The organism is Nocardia sp. NPDC004123 (genome assembly GCF_053603795.1).
On the sequence record NZ_JBSGGG010000029.1, the window covers coordinates 100454 to 121587 of the forward strand.

The 21134-nt window shown below is 68.6% G+C and carries 15 protein-coding genes and 1 pseudogene; 11 read left to right on the forward strand and 5 right to left on the reverse strand.

Going from position 1 to position 21134, the window contains the following annotated elements; all coding sequences use genetic code 11:
• Nucleotides 1–1099 precede the first annotated feature (1099 nt).
• The 3 genes and pseudogenes from ACWEQQ_RS35460 to ACWEQQ_RS35470 all read left to right on the forward strand — a co-directional run bounded on the left by ACWEQQ_RS35460 (nucleotide 1100) and on the right by ACWEQQ_RS35470 (nucleotide 6299).
• Nucleotides 1100–2611, forward strand: a complete 1512-nt coding sequence (locus tag ACWEQQ_RS35460) for an amino acid permease (protein ID WP_452351272.1) — start codon at nucleotides 1100–1102, stop codon at nucleotides 2609–2611.
• A gap of 228 nt (nucleotides 2612–2839) precedes the next feature.
• Nucleotides 2840–3007 (forward strand): annotated as a pseudogene (locus ACWEQQ_RS35465) (alanine racemase C-terminal domain-containing protein); the annotation flags it as partial.
• 187 nt (nucleotides 3008–3194) lie between these two features.
• On the forward strand, nucleotides 3195–6299 hold the full coding sequence (locus ACWEQQ_RS35470; RefSeq protein WP_452351273.1) for an NAD-glutamate dehydrogenase domain-containing protein: 3105 nt from the start codon (nucleotides 3195–3197) through the stop codon (nucleotides 6297–6299).
• A gap of 1 nt (nucleotide 6300) precedes the next feature.
• Here ACWEQQ_RS35470 and ACWEQQ_RS35475 read toward each other — a convergent pair whose 3' ends face one another.
• Nucleotides 6301–7827 (reverse strand): PucR family transcriptional regulator, encoded by a 1527-nt coding sequence (locus ACWEQQ_RS35475; protein WP_452351274.1) that lies wholly within the window; start codon nucleotides 7825–7827, stop codon nucleotides 6301–6303.
• Nucleotides 7828–7968: 141 nt separating this feature from the next.
• Here ACWEQQ_RS35475 and ACWEQQ_RS35480 point away from each other — a divergent pair, with 141 nt between their 5' ends.
• From ACWEQQ_RS35480 to ACWEQQ_RS35510, 7 genes are all read left to right on the forward strand, one after another.
• The gene (locus tag ACWEQQ_RS35480; protein WP_452351275.1) at nucleotides 7969–9399 is read left to right on the forward strand and encodes an aminobutyraldehyde dehydrogenase; all 1431 of its coding nucleotides are present in this window, start codon (nucleotides 7969–7971) and stop codon (nucleotides 9397–9399) included.
• A gap of 47 nt (nucleotides 9400–9446) precedes the next feature.
• Nucleotides 9447–10808, forward strand: coding sequence for a 4-aminobutyrate--2-oxoglutarate transaminase (gene gabT / locus ACWEQQ_RS35485; RefSeq protein ID WP_452351276.1), 1362 nt, complete (start codon nucleotides 9447–9449; stop codon nucleotides 10806–10808).
• 9 nt (nucleotides 10809–10817) lie between these two features.
• Complete coding sequence (locus tag ACWEQQ_RS35490; protein ID WP_452351277.1) at nucleotides 10818–12275, forward strand: NAD-dependent succinate-semialdehyde dehydrogenase; 1458 nt, start codon at nucleotides 10818–10820, stop codon at nucleotides 12273–12275.
• 143 nt (nucleotides 12276–12418) lie between these two features.
• Complete coding sequence (locus tag ACWEQQ_RS35495) at nucleotides 12419–13972, forward strand: APC family permease (protein ID WP_452351278.1); 1554 nt, start codon at nucleotides 12419–12421, stop codon at nucleotides 13970–13972.
• A gap of 45 nt (nucleotides 13973–14017) precedes the next feature.
• On the forward strand, nucleotides 14018–14983 hold the full coding sequence (locus ACWEQQ_RS35500) for a nitrilase-related carbon-nitrogen hydrolase (protein WP_452351279.1): 966 nt from the start codon (nucleotides 14018–14020) through the stop codon (nucleotides 14981–14983).
• A complete protein-coding gene (locus ACWEQQ_RS35505) occupies nucleotides 14983–16008 on the forward strand; it encodes an agmatine deiminase family protein (protein ID WP_452351280.1) in 1026 nt (341 codons plus the stop codon). Before ACWEQQ_RS35500 ends, ACWEQQ_RS35505 begins: the two co-directional genes overlap by 1 nt.
• Nucleotides 16009–16156: 148 nt before the next feature.
• On the forward strand, nucleotides 16157–17521 hold the full coding sequence (locus ACWEQQ_RS35510) for a flavin monoamine oxidase family protein (protein WP_452351281.1): 1365 nt from the start codon (nucleotides 16157–16159) through the stop codon (nucleotides 17519–17521).
• A gap of 66 nt (nucleotides 17522–17587) precedes the next feature.
• Here the strand turns inward: ACWEQQ_RS35510 and ACWEQQ_RS35515 are convergent, their stop codons facing one another.
• The 4 genes from ACWEQQ_RS35515 to ACWEQQ_RS35530 all read right to left on the reverse strand — a co-directional run bounded on the left by ACWEQQ_RS35515 (nucleotide 17588) and on the right by ACWEQQ_RS35530 (nucleotide 20731).
• The gene (locus ACWEQQ_RS35515; protein ID WP_452351282.1) at nucleotides 17588–17950 is read right to left on the reverse strand and encodes a thiocyanate hydrolase; all 363 of its coding nucleotides are present in this window, start codon (nucleotides 17948–17950) and stop codon (nucleotides 17588–17590) included.
• 17 nt (nucleotides 17951–17967) lie between these two features.
• The gene (gene scnC, locus ACWEQQ_RS35520) at nucleotides 17968–18687 is read right to left on the reverse strand and encodes a thiocyanate hydrolase subunit gamma (protein WP_452339949.1); all 720 of its coding nucleotides are present in this window, start codon (nucleotides 18685–18687) and stop codon (nucleotides 17968–17970) included.
• A complete protein-coding gene (locus ACWEQQ_RS35525; RefSeq protein ID WP_452351305.1) occupies nucleotides 18684–19526 on the reverse strand; it encodes an SH3-like domain-containing protein in 843 nt (280 codons plus the stop codon). The genes scnC and ACWEQQ_RS35525 overlap by 4 nt, the downstream gene beginning before the upstream one ends.
• 122 nt (nucleotides 19527–19648) lie before the next feature.
• Nucleotides 19649–20731, reverse strand: coding sequence for an NmrA family NAD(P)-binding protein (locus ACWEQQ_RS35530; protein WP_452351283.1), 1083 nt, complete (start codon nucleotides 20729–20731; stop codon nucleotides 19649–19651).
• Nucleotides 20732–20876: 145 nt separating this feature from the next.
• On the opposite strand from ACWEQQ_RS35530, the gene ACWEQQ_RS35535 reads away from it, so the two are divergent.
• Entirely contained in the window at nucleotides 20877–21020 is a 144-nt protein-coding gene (locus ACWEQQ_RS35535; protein WP_452351284.1) for a hypothetical protein, read from the forward strand.
• The last annotated feature ends 114 nt before the right edge of the window (nucleotides 21021–21134 follow it).

Below are 21134 nucleotides of genomic sequence, written 5' to 3' on the forward strand. Positions count from 1 at the left end.
CGGTCGGCCGGCCACAGGAGATATCGGAGATAACCCCTGCGAGCCGGATGGATCTGTTATCGCAGGTCGGCGTGTGCCACCCGCCATCGTCGGTTCGGCATACACGGGTCGAGCCCGGCTGTCGCATTCGTCGCCCAGTGGCGTCTCGGTCAGGCATCCGCCGGAACTGTGACGTGGGCCACTGGTGCCATTGAGTATGGAATATAATTAGGAAAATACGCCATAGTTGTGAATGTAATTCTTTGATTTTCCGAGTTGGTCATTTGGATATTCGACGCGCTGCTCGGTGTTGTGTCGATTCCGAAGCATCTTCGGCGCTCGGGAAGTCCACCCGATTCATGGTGGCGCTGTTCCCCGCATACCCGGATGCCGGCCAACCGCGGATCTGGGCCGCGGATCTGAGTGGATTCCTCGGCATTGTTGCGGGAGCGACGTTTTCGCGCGTGGCCGGCATTCCGATCGTGAGCTACCCCGGTTCGGACGCCGGCGCCGAGCGATCCGGCTCGAGAGCTGAGCGCAGCCGGCGTGCCCGGGCATGCCGGTCGTCTCTGTACCGGCCGACGCGTGAACCGCGCGACGAGCCCTGGCGTCGATATGGGGTTCAGGGCGGCAGTGCGTCGGCGGCGATGCGCGGGCGGTAGTACCGGGCTGGTCGCTCGCCTCCTGAACATGCTTCGGTTCCGGGACCCAACCTTTCCTGTGGGATGAAGATTCAGAAAAGTTGTCCAGTATTGCAGAATTATCTGCAGTTTCGTTGGCAGCGAATTGATGAATATTCATACTTGGTGACGCCAGCGAGTGATGCGCCTCACGTCCACTGTTCGCTGCGACACCTGTCGCTCACATCCACACACGTTCAGGAGCTCTACCCGTGAGAATCGGAATCCCCTGCAAACCCGTCGCCGAGGAATACTCCCGGCTGCGCGCCGATCGGGTTCTGTTCACCTACCTGGACCTGGCCGCCTAGTCCTCCCCGGCCGCACCATCCTCGGCGACGACCCATCCGGAATGCGATCCGGGTGATGACCGCGCCGCGCCATCGGACCGCCCTCTCGACGTCGACGTCAGGGCCGCGGCCGCGATCACCGAAGGAGTGCACATGACACTGCCCGACCACCAACACCGGACGGCCACGATGGCCGGTACGAAACCCGAGCCCGCAGCCACCGAGTCGGAGGGCTACGCCCGCGGATTGAGTTCGCGGACGATTCAGATGATCGCGATCGGTGGGGCGATCGGGACCGGCCTGTTCTACGGATCGGGCGGCGCTATCGCGCAGGCGGGTCCAGCGTTGATCGTGTCGTACCTGCTCGCGGGCCTGGCGATCTTCGTGATCATGCGGGCACTGGGCGAATTGCTGACCTACCGGCCGGTCTCCGGTAGCTTCGCCGATTACGCCCACGAGTTCCTCGGCCGGTTCGCCGGGTTCGCCACCGGCTGGACCTACTGGGCGGTGTGGGTGAGCACGTGCATGGCCGAGATCACCGTCGCCGGCAAGTACATCGAGTACTGGTTCGACATCAGGCCGTGGATCACCGCCCTGGTTGTGCTGACCGTGCTGTTCGGGGCGAACCTGATCTCGGTGCGGCTGTTCGGGGAGGCCGAGTTCTGGTTCTCCGCGGTCAAGATCACCGCGATCATCGGCATGATCCTGATCGGGATCGGGGTTCTGACCATCGGATTCGGTCACGCCGCCCACCCGTCGGTGACCAACCTGTGGGCCGATGGCGGGGTGTTCCCGCACGGATTCGGCCAGTCCCTGATGACCCTGCAGATCGTGCTGTTCGCCTACGTCGGAGTCGAACTCGTCGGGGTGACGGCCGGTGAGGCGCGCGAGCCCAGGAAGACACTGCGCAAGGCGATCAACACCCTCCCGGTCCGCATCGGTCTGTTCTACATCGGTGCGCTGCTGGTGATCATGTCCGTCGCCGGGTGGCGCAACTTCCAGTCCGGAAAGAGCCCGTTCGTCGAGGTCTTCGAGCAGATCGGCATCCCGGCGGCGGCCGGCATCATCAATTTCGTGCTGCTCACCGCCGCACTGTCCTCGTGCAACTCGGGCATCTACTCCACCGGACGGATGCTGCGCAGCCTGTCGCTGCGTGGGGAGGCACCCGCCCGGGTCGGCACCCTCAGCTCCCGCTCGGTGCCGTTCACCGGAATCTGCCTCTCGGCCGGTGTCATGGTCCTCGGCGTCGTCGTCAACGCCGTCTCCCCCGACAGGGCCTTCGCCTATATCACCTCGGTCTCCACCGTCGGCATCATCTTCGTCTGGGCCGTCATCCTGGTCTGCCACAGGATCTACCGCGCCCGCGTCGCCGATGGCATCCTCCCGGCCAGCGACTACCGCCTCCCCGCCGCACGGGTCACCACCCCGCTCGCCCTCGGATTCCTCGGCCTGGTCGTGGTCCTGCTGTTCTTCACCGACAGCGGGCGCACCGCGGTGGCGGTCGGCGCCGCCTGGGCGGGGCTGGTCTGCGCCGGCTACGCCGCGATGACCCGACTCGGACGGGCACGCGGCGGCTCCGGTGGCGCCCCGGCCGCCGAACAGGCACCTGATCCGGGGACGCGCGGTGATCCCGGCCCGGCCAGCTCGCTCCGGTGTGCTGGCTGAACAACCCCGACGGCGACTACCGCGGCGCCATCGAGGCGGGCATCGAGATCGGGGTCCCCTCCACCCGGCATCTGCTCGTCGTCGCCGCGGCCGCCTCCTCGGTCGGGAAACCCGCGACGATCGCGATCAAGGTGGACAGACGAAATCGTCCGGGTCACCCGCGCGGGCACGATCCGCCTGCGCGCGATCTTCTCCCATCTCCCCCACGCCGATGAGCCGGGCAACCCGGTGGACCAGGTGGTCGTGGACCTCGGCCCGGGCGGCGGCGTCCACGAAGGCGACCACGCCGTGTTCTTCGGCAACGGCCAACACGGCGAACGCGTCGCACAGGACTGGGCCGACGCACTCGGCACCATCCACTACGAGGTGGTCACCGGACTGCGGGGCGGTTCGTGAAACGCTACGTCGGCGGCGGCGGAGAGCGTCGAGTGCCGCATCGTGGTGCGCGTCGCAGGGTCGGTCGGCAATGGACAGGGCGGCGGATCGGGGTGGGGTGAGCGTGCCGGTTCGTCCACTGTGTCGTGGGTCTCCAATGCGGCAGATTGTCTGCGGACGGACCCATCGCGCACAGGGAGTTGAACGGATGTATCGCGGAGCAGGCACCGGCACGCTGGACGAACAGCGGATCGATGCCGTCCCCCGGCTGGAATTCGAGCGGATCGCGGGTGAGCTGTCGTCGGCGCGATTGGTCTGGCATGGCGCGCCGCCGCATCTCACCACGCTGATCGAGGTCTTCTCGGCGCTGGGATTGCAGGTGATCACCCATGAGGTGAGTGGCGATGAGTTGCGTGCCGTGCATCGGTTCACCTTCCGCCCCACCGCTTTTCCGTTGCACGAGCGAACGGCCGAGCTGATCGCGGAAGCGTTCCTGGCGGCCGTGGACACCGCCGTGGAGGTCGACGGGTTGATCGGGTTGGTCGGCACGGCCGAGCTGGCCTGGCAGGACGTGGTCCTGGTGCGTGCCGCGTGCCGCTATCTACGGCAGGTGGGCCTGCGCCTGAGCGAGGTCACGGTCACCGAGATCCTTTCCGCCCATACCGAATTCGTGCGCGCGTTCGTGGAGTTGTTCCACGCCAGGTTCGATCCGGCGCGAACTGCCGGGCGGGCCGAGTCGGTGGCCGCCGCCGATGCGGCGGTGCAGCGACGGCTGGAGGCCGCGGCCACGCTGCCGGAGGATCAGCTGCTGCGCGGCCTGTACACCTTCTGCACCGCGGTGCTGCGCACCAACTGGTATCAGCCGGGTCGCGCGGTGGCCGCGTTCAAGGTCGATCCGGCCCGGCTCTCGATCTCGGCCCCGGTCACGCCCTATCGCGAGATCTTCGTGCACGCGGCCGATGTGGAGGGCAGCCACGTGCGAGGCGGCGCTATCGCCCGCGGCGGCTTGCGCTGGTCGGATCGCGGGGACGATTTCCGCACCGAGGTGCTCGGGCTGATGAAGACCCAGACGGTCAAGAACGCGGTCATCGTGCCGACCGGCGCGAAGGGTGTGTTCGTGGCCCGGCGCGGAAGCGATCCCGCCACCGTCGAATCGGCGTACTCGGCGTTCATCGGCGGCCTGCTCGATGTCACCGACAATATTGTCGACGGCGTGACGATCCCGCCCGCGCACTGTGTGGTGTACGACGACCACGATCCGTATCTGGTGGTCGCGGCGGACAAGGGCACCGCGCGCTTCTCCGATCTGGCCAATGGCATTGCGGTATCGCGGGGTTTCTGGCTCGGCGACGCGTTCGCCTCGGGCGGTTCCAGTGGCTACGACCACAAGGCGCTGGGCATTACCGCGCGTGGCGTGTGGTGCTCGATCCGGCAGCATCTGGCCGAGCTGGGCATCGACGCCGACGCGCAGCCGTTCACGGTGGCGGGCATCGGCGACATGTCGGGCGACGTCTTCGGCAACGGCATGCTCGAAACCGATCGGATTCTGCTGGTGGCGGCCTTCGACCACCGCCACATCTTCCTCGACCCGGACCCGGATCCGCTGTTGTCGTATGGCGAGCGCCGCCGCCTGGCCGGTCTGGAGCGCAGCAGCTGGGCCGATTACGACCGCGCCCTGATCTCGAAGGGCGGCGGCGTGTGGCCGCGCACCGCCAAGTCCGTCCCGCTCTCCCCCGAGGTGCGTGATCGGCTGGGTGTCACCGCGACGGAACTGCCTGCGCCCGAGGTGATCCGGGCGATTCTGAGTGCCGAGGTGGACCTGCTGTTCAATGGTGGGATCGGCACCTATGTGCGCGGCGGCGACGAGCCGGACACCGCGGTCGCCGACCCGGCCAATGACGAGGTGCGGATTGCGGCGTCGCGGCTGCGCTGCCGGGTGGTCGGCGAGGGCGGCAATCTGGGTCTCACCCAGCGGGCGCGCATCGAGTTCGCGGTGGCGGGCGGCCGGGTCAATGCCGATTTCATCGATAATGCTGCGGGCGTGGCGATTTCGGATCGCGAGGTGAATCTCAAGATCGCGCTCGCGGCCGCGGTGACCGCGGGTTCGCTGACTCCGGCCGAACGGGATCGGCTGCTGGCCGACAATGCCGGCGCGGTGGTCGCCGCTGTGCTCGCCGACTGCGATCGGCAGTCGCTGGCCATCAGCCTGGCCGAGGCGCACGCCCCCTTCCTGATCGATCGGCACGGTCGTTTGATCGAGAACCTGGAGCAGGCCACCGGCCTCGACCGCGCCGCCGAATTCCTGCCCACTCCGGCGGAGCTCACCGCCCGCCGGCGCGCGGGAACCGGCCTGGTGCGTCCGGAGATCGCGGTACTGCTGGCCATGGCCAAGAACCTGGTCCGCGATGAACTGCTGGCCGCCGGAATCCTCGACGATCCGGTGGTGGCCGGGACCGTGTTCGGCTACTTCCCCGATTCGGTGCGTACCCGGCTGGGTGAGGACGTGCTGTGCAAGCACCCGGTGGCCCGGGAGATCGTGGCCGTGGCGGTGGCGAACCAGGTGATCAACCGGGTCGGCCCGGGCATGATCCACCGCCTGGAGGAGCGTCTGGGCGCGGGCACCGCGCACATCGTGCTGGCCTGCACCGTGGTGCACAGCGTGCTCGATATCGACGGTTGGTGGCGCGATGCCCTCGCCGTGCCCGGCGTCTCGCCGCGGGTGCGCATGAGCATCCTCAACGGTATTCAGGCGGCCGTCGAACAGGCCACCGCCTGGTTGCTGACCCAGCCCGGCTCGGGCTCCTGGTCCGAGGAGATCGACCGTCACGCACCGCTGGTCGCGGAATTGATCACGGTGCTGCCGCGACCCTGCGGGAATACCGGACGCGACCTGGCGAACCTGCGTCTGCTGGCGCAGGCGCTGCCGTTGAGCGACATCGCCCGGCGCGCACAGCTTCCGGTGCCGCTGGTTGCGCAGACCTACCGTGAGCTGGGCGATCTCATCGGTTTGGATTGGCTGGCAACGGCTTTCGACGCGACGCCCGCCTCGGACCGCTGGGAGACCCTGGCTGCCGCCGTGCTGGGCGACGAATTGCAGGCGCGGTGGCACGCGCTCACGGTCGCGGTCCTCGCCGGGGCCGACCCCACCGCCTCGGCCCGCGATCTCGTGACCGCCTGGGGTGACACCGATTCCGCCGCGCGGCTGCTGGAACTGGCCGGTGGTCTGCGCCGCTCCGGTGTCGTCGATATCGCGCGCCTGTGCGTGGTCAACGCCGCATTGGCGGAGGCGGCCAAGGTCAGCGCCGGGCGATAGGTCAGCGCTGGGCGATGACGGCCAGCAGCAGCTCGGCGCGGACTCGGGCGGTGTCGAGCCGGCAGCCGAGCACGGATTCGATCTTGACGATCCGGCTGCGCAGCGTGTGCCGGTGCACGCCGAGGGCGTTGGCGGCGGCTTCCCATTGCCCGTGCGCCTCGAGGTAGGCGCGTAGCGAGTCGACCAGGTTGGTGTCGTGCCGCTCGTCATAGCCGACGAGCGGCGCGAGCATGGCCTGCGATACTGCGCCGAGCACCCGCCGCGCCTCGGGAAAGGTCAGCAGGGAGTGCCCGGCCAGCGCGGAGAGCTCCTGCGGGCTCGCCCCGGGCGGCGCCGCGGACGCGGCCAGCTCCGCGTGTTCGATGGCGGCGGCGAATCGGCGCAGGGCATGTGGCGCGCTGATCCCGGCACGCACGGTGGCACGCACGCTCGCGGGCAAGGATTGCAGCAGCTGCTCCGCCGATTCCTCGGTATCGGTTCCGGCCAGCAGAACGGCGGCCCGATCGTCGGCCAGATGGGCGAACAGCTGCCTGCTCAGCGTCGCCAGCCGGGTGTCGACGGCCTCGACGACCTGTTCGGCGGTGTCCGCCGAGGGACAGCGCAGCACCAGTGCTCGCACGCGCCCGGCCCGGTCGGCGGCCGGAGTCAGATGCCCCCACACGGTGTCGAGGGTGGTCGGTTCCTCGAGCAGCAGGGCGATGGCCTGGGTGTTCAAGCGGTTCTGCGCGATGCGCAGTCGCGCGGGTTTCTCGAAGTCCAGGGCGAGCAGTGAGCTGGCGTGCCCGAGCAGCACCTGGTCGACAGGGCTCAGCGCGGTCGTGGTCACGACGGCGAGATGCCCGTGCGTGGCGGGCCCGGCCGCGATGGCCTGCACGGCGATGAAAACGTCCGGGGCGGTGTGGATCACGCCGCTGGCCGCGCCTTCGCCGCGGGTCCCGAGAAATTCGGTGATCTTGTCGATGATCTCGGCGGGCGCCGGCCCGGGATGTGCGTCGGTCACCACGCCATCGGCTCCGACGACGATCGCGGTGGCCGACAGCGCCGCCGACAATTCCTTGATGACGGCGGGTACGCCCTGGATCGCGGCGCGGGTCATGCGCGGCTGGCTGCGCGAGGCCCGCAGCACCTTCTCGTACTCCTGTTCGGCGAGCCGCTGCATGACTTTCTTGGTGATCGCGCCGAACGGTGTCGGCAGCGGCACCTCGAACAGCGGCAGCCCGAGCTCGTCGGCGGCCTCGACCAGGTCCTCGGGCACGGCCGGGTGCGAGAGGCCGACTCCGAATCCGACGCCGACCACCCCCACCGAGTCGAGATCACGAAGGTAGCGCAGCCGATCGGGGCGACTGAGCGGCAAACCCATGCCGGTGGTGAGCACCAGTTCCCCGCCGGAGAGCCATTGCTGCGGTTCGGTGAGCTCGGAGGTGAGCGCGAGCGCGATCTCCCGGCCCAGTCCGGCACCGCCGCCTTTGAGCACCAAGCCCAGCTCAGGCTGCGACAGGATCCATCGGACCGGAATTCCCACACTCATAGCTCTCCCACAGCAACTGGACATAATGGTGAAACCCCACTCGCGGGTCACGCCGATTCGGCAGGTGACGCAGGGGTGTGTCGCGCAGCACACTCGGTGGCAATCGAACAGCACCCACACATCGCACGAGAACGGGCAGACATGACCACGGAGATACTTCGCAACTACATCGACGGCCAGTTTACGGCCGCCACCGCGGCGGAGTCGTTCGACCTGATCAGCCCGGTGGACGAGTCCGTGACCGGCCGCAGCCCGATCTCCGGGCCCGCCGATGTGGATGCCGCCGTGGCCGCCGCCGCCCGCGCCTTCCCGGCCTGGAAGGCCGCCACTCCGAGCCGCCGCCAGGCCGCTCTGCTGAAACTGGCCGACGCCATCGAAGCCAATGCGCAGGCCCTGGTCGAGGCGCAGTCCCTCGATACCGGCCAGCCCAAGCATCTGATCGCCTCCGAGGAGGTCGCCGCAGGCGCGGATCACCTGCGCTTCTTCGCCGGGGCGGCGCGGCTGCTGGAGGGCAAGTCGGCCGGTGAGTACATGGAGGGCTTCACCTCCTATGTGCGCCGCGAGCCGGTCGGCGTGATCGGCCAGGTGACGCCGTGGAACTACCCGCTCATGATGGCCATCTGGAAGATCGGCCCGGCGCTGGCGACCGGCAATACGGTCGTGCTCAAGCCCAGTGACACGACGCCCCGCAGCACCCTGGTGCTGGCCGAACTGACCCGGGACATCCTGCCCGCCGGCGTCCTGAACGTGGTGCTCGGCACCGCGGGCACCGGGGCCGCGCTGGTCGCGCATCCGGCCCTGGACATGGTGGCCATCACCGGTTCGGTGCGCGCGGGCATCGAGGTGGCCACCGCCGCCGCCCTTCAGGTGAAGCGGGCGCATCTCGAATTGGGCGGCAATGCGCCGGTCCTGGTGTTCGAGGATGCGGATCTGGCGCTCGCGGCCGATCGCATCGGCGATGCCGCCTACTTCAACGCCGGTCAGGACTGCACGGCCGCCACCCGCGTGCTGGTGCACGAGTCCGTGCACGACGCCTTCGTGGAGGCCCTGGTGAAGAAGGCGCAGACGGTGCAGCCGGGCCTGCCCGACAATCCGGATGCCGCCTACGGCCCGCTCAACAACATCCGCCACTTCGAGTCGGTGACCGGCAAGATCGCGGCGCTGCCCGCGCACACCACCATCGCCACCGGCGGTGTGCGGATCGGCGAGCGCGGCTTCTTCGTCGCGCCGACCGTGGTGACCGGTGTGCGCCAGGACGATCCGATCGTGCAGGAGGAGACCTTCGGCCCGGTGATCACCGTGCAGACCTTCGCCGACGAGTCCGAGGCCGTCCGTCTGGCCAATGACGTGGTCTACGGACTGGCCTCGAGCGTGTGGAGCCGCGATCACGGTGTGGTGCAGCGGGTTTCGGCCGCACTGGACTTCGGCGCGGTGTGGGTGAACTGCCATATTCCGCTGGTCGCCGAGATGCCGCACGGCGGTTTCAAGCGCTCGGGCCACGGCAAGGATCTGTCCGCCTACGGCGTCGAGGACTACACGCGCATCAAGCACGTCATGAGCGCACACGACTGATCCCGGTTGCACCGGCCATCGAATTCCCTTACCGCAGAAAGAGTTTCATGACAGAGATCAGCTACCGGATTCCGCAGCAGCGGGTGCTCCGGACCGCCCTGCCCGGCCCGCGCTCGCAGGAACTGGCGGTGCGCCGCAAGGGCGCCGTCGCCGCGGGCGTCGGCTCCACCGCCCCGGTCTACACCGCCGATGCCGATGGCGGCGTCATCGTCGATGTGGACGGCAATGCGCTCATCGATCTCGCCGCGGGCATCGCGGTCACCAATGTCGGGGCGTCGCATCCGAAAGTCGTTGCGGCGATCAAGGATCAGGCCGAGCGGTTCACCCACACCTGTTTCATGGTGGCCCCGTACGAGGGCTACATCGAGGTGGCCGAGCAGCTGGCCGCGCTGACTCCGGGCGATCACGAGAAGCGCAGCGTGCTCTTCAATTCCGGCGCGGAAGCGGTGGAGAACGCCATCAAGGTGGCGCGCCTGGCCACCGGCCGCCCCGCGGTGGTCGCCTTCGATCACGCCTATCACGGCCGCACCAACCTGACCATGGCGCTGACCGCGAAATCCATGCCGTACAAGCAGAATTTCGGCCCGTTCGCGCCCGAGGTCTACCGGATGCCGATGTCGTATCCGTTCCGCGACGGCGGCCAGGACGGCGCGGCGGCGGCGCGGGAGGCGATCACCCGGATCGAGAAGCAGATCGGCGCGACCTCGGTGGCGGCCATCATCATCGAGCCGATCCAGGGTGAGGGCGGATTCATCGTGCCCGCACCGGGATTCCTTCCGGCGCTGGCCGATTGGGCCCGTGCCAACGGCGTGGTGTTCATCGCCGACGAGGTGCAGACCGGTTTCGCCCGCACCGGCGACTGGTTCGCCTGCGCGCACGAGGGCGTGGTGCCCGACATCATCACCATGGCCAAGGGCATCGCGGGCGGTATGCCACTCTCGGCGATCACCGGCCGCGCCGATCTCATGGACGCGGTACACCCCGGCGGCCTGGGCGGCACCTACGGCGGCAATCCGGTCGCCTGCGCCGCCGCGCTGGCCGCCATCGACGCCATCCGCGAGCACGATCTCACCGCCCGCGCCCGCCGCATCGGCGAGATCGCCTCGACCCGCCTGCGCGCACTCGCGCAGCAGGTTCCGGCCATCGGCGAGGTGCGCGGCCGGGGCGCGATGCTGGCGCTGGAGTTCGTCCGCCCCGGCGGCACCGAACCCGATGCCGCCCTGACCGCCGCCATCGCCGCCCGCTGCCTGGAGCAGGGTGTGCTCACCCTGACCTGCGGCACCTTCGGCAATGTGATCCGGCTGCTGCCGCCGCTGGTGATCGGCGAGGACCTGCTGAACGACGCCCTGGATGTGTTGTGCACCGCCATCGCTGACCTGTCCGCGTCATCGACCGCCATCGACTGCTGAGGAAATCTGTTGTCCGAGTTCGACTTCGTGCGCGCCTTCGTTCCCACCGGTGTGTGGATCGACGGAGTCGCGGCCCCCGCGTCCGGCGGCGGCACCTTCACCGTGACCGATCCGGCCACCGGTGACCTGCTCACCGAGGTCGCCGACGCGGGCCGCGAGGACGCCCTGCGGGCCCTCGACTCGGCCTGCCGGGTGCAAGCCGAGTGGGCCGCGACCGCTCCCCGCGAACGCTCCGCGATCCTGCGGCGGGCCTGGGAACTGCTGGTGGATCGCACCGAGGAGATCGCGCTGCTGATGACCCTGGAGATGGGCAAGACCATCGCCGAGTCGCGCGGCGAGGTGGCCTACGGCGCGGAGTTCCTGCGCTGGTTCAGCGAGGAGGCGGTCCGGATCGGCGGCCGCTACACCACCGCGCCCGCGGGCACCGGCCGCATTCTGGTCACCCGGCAGCCGGTCGGCCCGGTGCTGGCCATCACACCGTGGAACTTCCCGCTGGCCATGGGCACCCGCAAGATCGGCCCGGCCCTGGCGGCCGGGTGCACCGTGATCGCGAAGCCCGCCGAGGACACCCCGCTCACCATGCTCGCGCTGGCCGCGATCTTCGCCGAGGCCGGGCTGCCCGAGGGCGTGCTGTCGGTGCTGCCGGGCAGCGACGCCGCGGCCATCACCGCGCCGCTGCTGGCGGATGCACGGCTGCGCAAGGTGACCTTCACCGGGTCCACCCGGGTGGGCGCGCTGCTGCTGCGGCAGGCCGCCGACAATGTGCTGCGCACGTCCATGGAACTGGGCGGCAATGCGCCGTTCATCGTGTTCGAGGACGCCGATCTGGACCAGGCCCTCGAGGGCGCGATGGCCGCGAAGATGCGCAACGGCGGTCAGGCGTGCACAGCGGCGAACCGTCTCTACGTGCACAATTCGCTGCGCGAGCAGTTCGCGTCCCGCTTCGCCGAGCGGCTGGCCGCGCTGCGCGTCGGCCCCGGCTACCAGCCGGACGTCGATCTCGGACCACTGATCAACGAGCGGCAGCGCGCGACGGTGACCGCACTGGTGGACGACGCGATCGCGTCCGGCGCCGTGCTGCGCACCGGCGGCAAGCCGCTCGACGGTGCGGGCTGTTTCTTCGAACCCACCGTGCTCGACGATGTGCCGCGCACCGCGCGGATGCACCGGGAAGAGATCTTCGGCCCGGTCGCCGCGATCTACGGTTTCGATACCGAAGCCGAGGTGGTGGCCGCCGCCAATGACACCGAATTCGGTTTGGCCGCTTACGTTTTCACGAAAGACCTCGATCGCGCTCTGCGCGTGAGCGACGCCCTGGAAGCCGGCATGGTCGGCATCAATCGCGGCGTCGTCTCCGATCCGGCCGCTCCCTTCGGCGGAGTCAAACAGTCCGGCCTGGGCAGCGAGGGCGGATCCGAGGGGATCCACGAATACCTCGACACCAAATACGTCGCGCTCACCCGCTGACGTCATCTCCCGGCACCCCGGCCCCTGCGCCGGATCTCGTGCCGAACCGGCCGTCCCAGGCCGGTGTCTCCACCGTGGCGCGGCGCCGGTGGGAGCGCGCTTCTCGCTCCCACCGCCGCCAGACCCTCGCAAGAGGAGCTCTCATGCTCATCCAGAATTCTCCGGGGATCGAACCCTCCGCCCCGAGCGGCAAGGGATTGGCCACCAACAAGGTCGGCGTGCTGGCCGGGGCCGTGCTCAGTATCGCCTCCATCGCGCCGGCGTATACGACGACGGCCAGTCTGGGCCTGATCGTCGCCGCAGTCGGCCTCAAGATGCCGGCGCTGCTGATCGCCGGATTTATTCCGATGTTCCTGGCGGCGTACGCCTATCGCGAGTTCAATGCCGAAACACCGGATTGCGGAGCCTCGTTCACCTGGTCGGCACGATCCCTGGGCCCCTACGTCGGCTGGATGGCCGGGTGGGGTTCGGTGATCGCCGTGGTGATCGTGCTGGCCAACATCGCGGCGGTCGGTGCGGAGTTCCTGTACCTGTTCGTGGGCAAGCTGGTGGGGTCGGAGGCCATCGCGACCCTCGGTGACAACAAGCCGATCAATATCGTGACGACGCTGGTGTTCCTGGCGGCGGCCGGGTGGGCGGCCAGCCGCGGCATCACCTCCAGTGAGCGCCTGCAGTACGTGCTGGTCGGCTTCCAGCTGACGGTGCTGCTGGTGTTCGCCGGGATGGCGCTGTGGAAGGCGCTGGCCGGGGACGCGCCGTCCGGGCTGAGCTTCGACATCGACTGGTTCGATCCGTTCACCGGACTCACCCTGGGCGCGTTCGCCATGGGCTTGATCGGGTCGGTGTTCCTGTACTGGGGCTGGGACACCGCGCTCACCCTCGGCGAGGAGTGCAAGGATCCGCAGCGCACCCCCGGGCGGGCCGGAGTGCTGTCGATCCTGACCGTGCTCGGCACCTATCTGCTGCTGGCGGTGTCGCTCATGTGGTACGCCGGAGTCGGCGAAACCGGTATCGGACTGGGTAATCCGCAGACCTCGGACAATGTGTTCGGCGCGCTGGCCCGACCGGTGCTCGGCAGCAACGGCGAGATCCTGCTCTACCTCGCGGTGCTGGTCTCCACCATCGCCAGCCTGCAGGCCACCTTCCTGCCCGCGGCGCGCGCCATGCTCGCCATGGGCACCTACCGGGCGCTGCCCGGCCGGTTCGCCTCGGTGCACCCGCGCTATCAGGTGCCGCGGTTCACCACCGCGGTCGCCGCGCTGGTGGCGGGCGGTTTCTACGCGCTGACCGCGCTGCTGTCGGAGCACGTCCTGCAGGACACGATCGCCGCGCTGGGTATCATGATCTGCTGGTACTACGGACTGACCGCGTTCGCGTGCGTCTGGTACTTCCGCAAGCGGTGGTTCGCCTCGGGCCGCGATTTCCTGTTCAAGCTGCTGTTCCCGCTGCTCGGCGGGGCCATGCTGCTGATCATCTTCGCCATCTCGGTGCGGGAGAGCCTCGATCCGGCGACCGGTAGCGGCGCGGAGATCTTCGGCATCGGGCTGGTGTTCTATCTGGGGTTCGGGATTCTGGTGCTGGGCGCGGTGCTGATGCTCGTGCAGCGCTGGCGGGATCCGGCGTACTTCCGGAGCCGGACCTTGCCGCGCGCGGTGTCGGGCGATCCGATGCCCGCCGTGCAGGCGCCCACCGTCTAGCCAATCCTGCTGCGCCGCAATCCTATTCCCACTACAGGAGGAATCATGCACGTCGTCACCTGTTTCGAACCGCCCGTCTCGCACGCCCGGGTCGATGCGCCGGTCCGCCCGCCGCTGCGGGTGGCCCTGGTACAGCACCGCTGGCAGGCCGACGCGGATGCGCTGTCTGCCGAGCTGAGCGCGGGCATCGCCCAGGCGGCCGAGCTCGGCGCCAAGGCCGTGTTCCTGCCGGAACTGACGCTGAGCAAATACCCGGCGTTCGTGCGCGGCGGCGACAACCCGTGCGCCGAGGCCGAGGATCTGACGACCGGGCCCACCGTCGCCTTCGCGGCGAAGGCGGCCATCGAGCACGGCGTGTTCGTGCACGCCTCGCTCTACGAGCGCGCCGACCAGGGCGACGGGCTGGGCTTCAATACCGCGATCCTGGTGTCCCCCAGCGGCGAACTGGTCGCTCGCACCCGCAAGCTGCACATTCCGATCAGCGCCGGCTACTACGAGGACACCTACTTCCGCGCGGGCCCGGCGTCCGAGGAGGCCTACCGCCCGCACACGCATCCGGACCTCGGTGACGTCCGCATCGGCATGCCGACCTGCTGGGACGAGTGGTTCCCCGAAGTGGCGCGGCTGTACTCGCTGGCCGGAGCGGAGGTGATCGTCTACCCGACCGCCATCGGCTCCGAACCGTCCTTCCCGGCCTTCGACACCCAGCCGCTGTGGCAGCACGTGATCGTCGGCAATGGCATCACCAGCGGCACATTCATGGTGGTGCCCAACCGTTTCGGCGACGAGGGCGAGATCACCTTCTACGGTTCGTCCTTCATTTCCGACCCCTACGGCCGCATCCTGGTGCAGGCCCCGCGCGACGAGGCGGCGGTGCTGGTCGCCGATCTGGATCTGGATCAGCGCGGCGACTGGCTGACCCTGTTCCCGTTCCTGGACACCCGCCGGCCCGACACCTATGCGCGCCTGACCGCGCCGGTGGATCACCAGCACCCCTTCGGGCGGCCCTGATGAGCTGGCACATGCCCGCCGAGCACGCACCGCATCGGCGCACCTGGATGGCGTTCCCGCCCGCCGGGTCGGAGATCACCGCCACCCCGCAGGCCGTGACCGAGGCCCGCACGGCGTGGACGGCGGTGGCCCACGCGGTCGCCGAGTTCGAACCGGTCACCATGGTCGTGGATCCGGCCGATGCGGCGGCGGCCCGGACCTGCCTGTCGAGTGCCATCGAGATCGTCGAAGCACCCCTCGACGATGCCTGGATGCGCGATATCGGGCCGACTTTCGTGCACGCCGCGGACGGGTCGGTCGCGGCCGTGGACTGGGTGTTCAACGGCTGGGGCCAGCAGGAGTGGGCCAGGTGGGACCACGATGCGAGGATCGGCCGGGCGGTCGCGGCGGCGGCCGGGACGCCGGTGGTGGATTCGGCGCTGGTCAACGAGGGCGGCGGCATCCAGGTCGACGGCTGCGGGACGGTCCTCGTCACCGAGACCGTGCAGCTGGACCCCTACCGCAATCCGGGCCTGACCAAGGCGCAGGTCGAGGCCGAGTTGCGCCGCACGATCGGCGTCGACACGGTGATCTGGCTGCCGCGCGGGCTGTGGCGGGACTCGCAGCGGTTCGGCACCCGCGGGCACGCCGACATCGTCGCCGCGCTGCCCGCGCCGGGTGTGGTCCTGGTGCACGATCAGCGTGATCCCGAGCACCCCGACCATGCGCTCAGCCGGCAGCTCATGAAGCAGCTGGCCGCCGAAACCGATTCGGCCGGAAAGCCTTTCGAGGTGGTGCCGGTGCCCGCCCCGCGAACGCTGCGCGACGAGGAGGGCTTCGTCGACTACAGCTACATCAACCACTACGTGTGCAACGGCGCGGTCATCGTGTGCGGATTCGACGACCGCACCGACGCCGAGGCCGCGGCCGTGCTGGCCGAGGTCTATCCCGGCCGCGCCATCGTGACCGTCGACGCGCGGGAGATCTTCGCGCGCGGGGGCGGCATCCACTGCATCACCCAGAACGAGCCCCTGCCCGCGCGCTGACACCTCGGCCGGCACGCCGGAATGGCGATTGAGGGGCCGGCCGATTCGCCGCAGTGGAGCGAGCGGGACCGTGAGCGCACCCACCATACTAGAAACAGCAACCCTCGGGTTATCTCCAGGAAAACTCGATGTTCAGCAAGGAGTACTCGTGCCTGTCATCACTCGCGACGTCGTGATCGTCGGCGCCGGGCCGTCCGGCCTGACCGCCGCCACCGAACTACACAAGGCCGGTCTGAGCGTGGCCGTGCTGGAGGCTCGTGATCGAGTCGGCGGACGCACCTGGACCGGCGACATCGACAACGCGATGATCGAGATCGGCGGCCAGTGGCTGTCCCCGCATCACACCGCCGCCCTCGAGCTGGTCGAGGAACTCGGCCTGAAGACCTTCTCCCGCTACCGCGACGGCGAATCGGTCTACCTCGCCGCCGACGGCACCCGCCAGCAGTTCACCGGCGACGTCTTCCCCGCGCCCGCCGACACCGCCGCCGAGATCGACCGCCTCATTCGGCTGCTCGACGGGCTGGCCGCCGAGGTCGGCGCGGAGCAGCCGTGGGCGCATCCGCTTGCGGCCGAACTGGATTCGATCCCGTTCAGCCTGTGGCTGGAGCGGCAGTCCGACAACGACTACGCCCGCGAGACGGTGGCGTTCTTCGTCTCCGGAGCCATGCTGACCAAGCCCGCGCACACCTTCTCGACACTGCAGGCACTGCACATGGCCGCCGCGCAGGGGTCCTACACCGCGCTGGCCACCGACACCTTCATGCTGGACAAGCGGGTCATCGGTGGCATGCAACAGGTTTCGCAACGCCTGGCCGCCGCCATCGGCGACGATGTGCACCTGAATTCGCCGGTGCGGAAGGTGCGATGGTCCGAGACCGGCGTCAGCGTCTTCGCCGACGGCGACCTGGAGGTGCGCGCCGACCGCGTGGTACTGGCGGTGCCCCCGAACCTGTACTCCGCCATCAGCTTCGATCCGCCCATGCCGCGCCGTCGCCAGCAGATGTACCAGCACATGTCCTTCGGTTTCGTGGTCAAGGTGCACGCGGTGTACGCGACCCCGTTCTGGCGCGCGAAAGGCCTGTCCGGCACCGGATTCAGTGATACCGACATCGTGTCGGAGGTCTACGACAACACCAACCACGACGCCACCAACGGCGCGATGGTCGGCTTCATCGCCCACGAACAGGCCGACGCCGTGTTCGAGATGAGCCCCGCCGAGCGCAAGCAGGCCGTGCTCGACTGCCTGGTCCGCTACCTCGGCCCCGAGGCCGCGAACCCGGTCGTCTACTACGAATCCGACTGGGGCGCAGAGGAATGGACCCGCGGCGCCTACGGCGTCAGCTTCGACCTGGGCGGCATGACCCGCTACGGCCGCGACCACCGCGATCCGGTCGGCCCGATCCACTTCTGCTGCTCGGACCTGGCAGGGCACGGCTTCCAGCACGTGGACGGCGCGATCCGGATGGGCCGCCGCGCGGCCGCCGCCATCGTGGCCGAACGCAGCCTCGTATAGCCACACCGTTCCTCACAACCGGTCTGTTCTCAGGTGTGCGGCGGCTCCGGGCCGACCGCCGCACGCTCACCCCTCGCCGCCTTCCAGCCTCGCTCGCACGGCTTCCATGCGGGTGGCCAGAGCAGCCTCATCGATGACATTTCTGGCGATCAACGAGTGCGCCAGCGCGACGAGCTGATTCTCCGGGAACGGCAGTGTCGCGTACACCTCGGTGGAGAGGCGGTCCTCCTCGGAACGACGCGTGAGAAGTGGCAGTACCGTTGCTTGCCGGTCGAGTGCGTCGCACATCCCGTCGAGACTCGAACGCCATGGCGGCACCGGATTCGCGACGCCGTACTTGTCGGCCATTCGCGACCACACCTGTCCGCGAGAAACGATCTGCTCCAGCGTCCGCACGCGGACATGGGTGACGTCGTCGTGGTTCGGCATTGCTCGGCCTCTCGGGGTCAGTACTTCTCGGCCGGGTGGGTGGCAGGGTGCACGGGCCGGTCCCGATTCGCTCGCACGCCGGGCTTGGGAACGGCGACGCCGATCAAGCAGTCCCGCGTCGCGATCTCTGCGAGCTGCTCCTCGGTCCAGCCCTGCGTGCCATCCGGCCGGACCGGCAGCACCATGAACCTGTGCTTGGAATTGGAGTCCTCGACTCGGATCTCGACGTCTTCCGACAGGAACAGGCCGAACTCGGCGAGAACCTGGCGCGGCCAGCGCACCAGGCGGCGGCGATAGTTCGGCGTCCGATACCACTCGGGTGAGTTTCCGAGAATCGGACGCGGATAGCACGAGCACAGGGTGCACACGATCACGTGATGCAGCGTGGGCGTGTCCTCCAGCACGTGCAATGCCGTGAAATCGCTGGGCGTCCCGAAGCCGGTCGGTCGCAACCAGTCGATTCCCACCTCCAGACAGGCGGCAATGGGATCCTCGAGCAGCAACCGCTTGAAGGCGGGATCGATCCAGGCTTTGGCGACGAGCCGGGCGCCGGGCGCCGGGCCCAGCTGTTCGACGAACTCGGTGTAGGTCCGGTGATCCTCGGCGGTGAACAAGCCCTTCTCGATCGCCAGCTCGCGCAATGCGATCTCGAGCACCTCGAAATCGGTGACCTCCTCGACCATCGGCGCCGCGTGCCGTGCAGAACCGTCGTGCCCCGTCTCGCCATTCGCCGTCATGCGGATTCCTCTCGATGATCGCGGGCTTCGATCCGGTTCGGCTGCAGCCACGTTTCCGAGATCTCCGCCTGCAGCGTGTCGTTCGGGCAGCCCGTATACGGCTCCCACACATCGGTCATCTCGAACCGCACGATGTAGAACCACTCGGGCTGCTGATCCTCGCGGTCGAACGCCTCGTCCTCCGGTACCAGGCTCTCGTAGGACACCGTGACGACCGTGCCGGGCTTGCCCCGCAGGTACTCCTGGGTGCGCGTGTAGAAGATCGTCGGCAGATCCCGCACACGCACCGCATCGCCCGCCGCGAACCGCGGGACGCCGGCGGTACCGGCGAAACACTGCGGATCGCCTTTGCCGGCCGCCTCCGTGTGATGGCGGTTACGGGCCACCGCCTCCCCGTCGCCGGTTGTGCGAGGCACCGCTTCCAGCCGAGCGCTGCCGGCGCGGGCGCAGCGTTCTCGCACCTCGCTCACCCGCTCGATCAGCTCACCGAGCGTGATGTGACGCTTGTCGACGAGGCAACGGGCAACCGCCAGCACCCAGCGTCCGTAGTACGGAAACCCGAGATATGCCATCCGCCCGACATCGACATTGCCGAGCCGCCGACGTTCCTCGGACGTCCAGATCCCCCGCCAGCCGAGAACCTCACACGTCACAAACGTGTTGAGTTCCCACTGCTCTTCCTCTTTCTCCTCGAACGTCGCCGGGGCATCCGGTTCACCGCCGACATCGTGCGGCGTCTTCATATAGGCCCTGAACAGGGCGCTGTCGATCTCATCCGGGTACGCCCAGTCCTGAAGCCGATGAAACCCGAGCCGCAGCTGACTGACCATGTCCCCCATGACTGAATTGGCCACGACCTCACCTCCGCCTGAATGGGCAGCAAAATCACAGCAATCCGACTGTAGCGCTGATGGAACCGCGCCGGAACCGATCACCACTTCGAACACCCCGGGGGGCTGGTCTAGGACCGGCTGGTCGCGGTCGAGGTGGTGTGTTCGCTGCGCCAGAGTGCGGAGTGGCCCGAAAGCCGGGGGTGCGCGGGCTGCGGGTGCTGCTGGAGTCGATCGAAGCGGTCCAGGTCGTGCATCGGTACGAGACCGGTCACCGTGAAGTCCCAGATCTGGCGGATGAGATTCCCGGCAGTACGCCGGGTTTCCGGGCGGGTCGCGTAGCGGCGAGCGATGGTCGGGAAGTCTTCGGGTTCGACGCCGGCGACATCACGGACATGAGTGGTGGGGCCGCCCACCTCCCAGGTTCCCAGCGCGGCCTCGAGCGCGTAGTAGCGCAAGCCGGACTCCAGGTACAGGTCGAAACCGAGTCGTTTCGCGTTCACCCGCACGGCCTTCATGAGCATCCGCGGGGCAACCTCGATGTGGCGTACCCGGCGGCCCAACGCCTCACCCACCGCATCGGCGATCTCTGCGCCGGTCAGCAGCGCGGGCCCGGTCGGGCGGTAGGCCCGCCCGTCATGACGGTGCGGGTCCAGGAGCGCACCCACCGCGACCCGGGCGATGTCTTCGTTGGACGGAGGCGCATTGCGCCGGCCCCCGGTCGGCGCCGGCAGCACGCCCAGCTGGGCGGCCACACCGATGAACTGCAGGTAGTTGTCGGCGAACCAGCCGGGGTCGACCGCGACGTGGGCGGTATCGGGTAGCAGCTCGAACAGCTTGTCGATCAACCAGTGCTGGCGGGTCATCAGCGAGGGATGCTCGGGGCTGGCCAGCCACTGCCCCAGCGCGACCACGGCCTCGACACCCGAGCGCCGCGCGGCCACGGCGAAGGAGACCGCACTGTCGAGGGCATGGGGGTGGTACGGGGGGTTGAAGAACAGCCGGTCGACCCCGTCCATCGCGGCCTGTACCTGCTGGATATCGAATATGTCGGCGACGACCGTTTCGGCGCCCAGGGCCCTCAGCCGTGCGCTGCGCGCATCATCGCGATGCACCAAAGCCCTTGTCGGAACACCCTTCTCCAATAATTGGGCGGCGACGGCGCCGCCGATCTTTCCGGTGGCGCCGGTTACCAGCACGCGAGTGGTTGTCATCGGAGTTCCTTTCCGGGTTGGTGTCTCGGTTCGGGGACCTTCCGTGGACCTTCCGCCGTAACAAAGTTTCCACTGGTCACATCACCCAGTGTGGGACGAGATGTGACCATTGTCAACATTCAGGTGGCGTGGCAGCCCGGCGGCCATGAGCAGCACCTATCCGTGCCTGGTCAACGCCGAGCCGCGCGAGGGCGACAGCGAGCCGCCGTGGCGGACGTCCTACCGCCGCAGCGCGCTGGGCTCGACCTTGATCGAGGTGGGCATCCCGCGCCCCGCCCTCGGTCGTTAATTCGTCACAGTGACGTGTTGATCTGGACTGGCTGGATGGTGGAATCTGTTGCTATCAGGGCGAACTCACTCCCGGATCAGCTCTTCGGTGTCGCGAGACGGGGCATTTCGTGCA

Coding starts and splice junctions, on each gene's coding strand:
- ACWEQQ_RS35495 (WP_452351278.1), top strand. CDS start 12,419: ATGCTCATCCAGAATTCTCCGGGGATCGAACCCTCCGCCCCGAGCGGC.
- ACWEQQ_RS35535 (WP_452351284.1), top strand. CDS start 20,877: ATGAGCAGCACCTATCCGTGCCTGGTCAACGCCGAGCCGCGCGAGGGC.
- scnC (WP_452339949.1), bottom strand. CDS start 18,687: ATGACGGCGAATGGCGAGACGGGGCACGACGGTTCTGCACGGCACGCG.
- ACWEQQ_RS35530 (WP_452351283.1), bottom strand. CDS start 20,731: ATGACAACCACTCGCGTGCTGGTAACCGGCGCCACCGGAAAGATCGGC.
- ACWEQQ_RS35470 (WP_452351273.1), top strand. CDS start 3,195: ATGTATCGCGGAGCAGGCACCGGCACGCTGGACGAACAGCGGATCGAT.
- ACWEQQ_RS35475 (WP_452351274.1), bottom strand. CDS start 7,827: ATGAGTGTGGGAATTCCGGTCCGATGGATCCTGTCGCAGCCTGAGCTG.
- ACWEQQ_RS35460 (WP_452351272.1), top strand. CDS start 1,100: ATGACACTGCCCGACCACCAACACCGGACGGCCACGATGGCCGGTACG.
- gabT (WP_452351276.1), top strand. CDS start 9,447: ATGACAGAGATCAGCTACCGGATTCCGCAGCAGCGGGTGCTCCGGACC.
- ACWEQQ_RS35525 (WP_452351305.1), bottom strand. CDS start 19,526: ATGGGGGACATGGTCAGTCAGCTGCGGCTCGGGTTTCATCGGCTTCAG.
- ACWEQQ_RS35515 (WP_452351282.1), bottom strand. CDS start 17,950: ATGCCGAACCACGACGACGTCACCCATGTCCGCGTGCGGACGCTGGAG.
- ACWEQQ_RS35505 (WP_452351280.1), top strand. CDS start 14,983: ATGAGCTGGCACATGCCCGCCGAGCACGCACCGCATCGGCGCACCTGG.
- ACWEQQ_RS35500 (WP_452351279.1), top strand. CDS start 14,018: ATGCACGTCGTCACCTGTTTCGAACCGCCCGTCTCGCACGCCCGGGTC.
- ACWEQQ_RS35480 (WP_452351275.1), top strand. CDS start 7,969: ATGACCACGGAGATACTTCGCAACTACATCGACGGCCAGTTTACGGCC.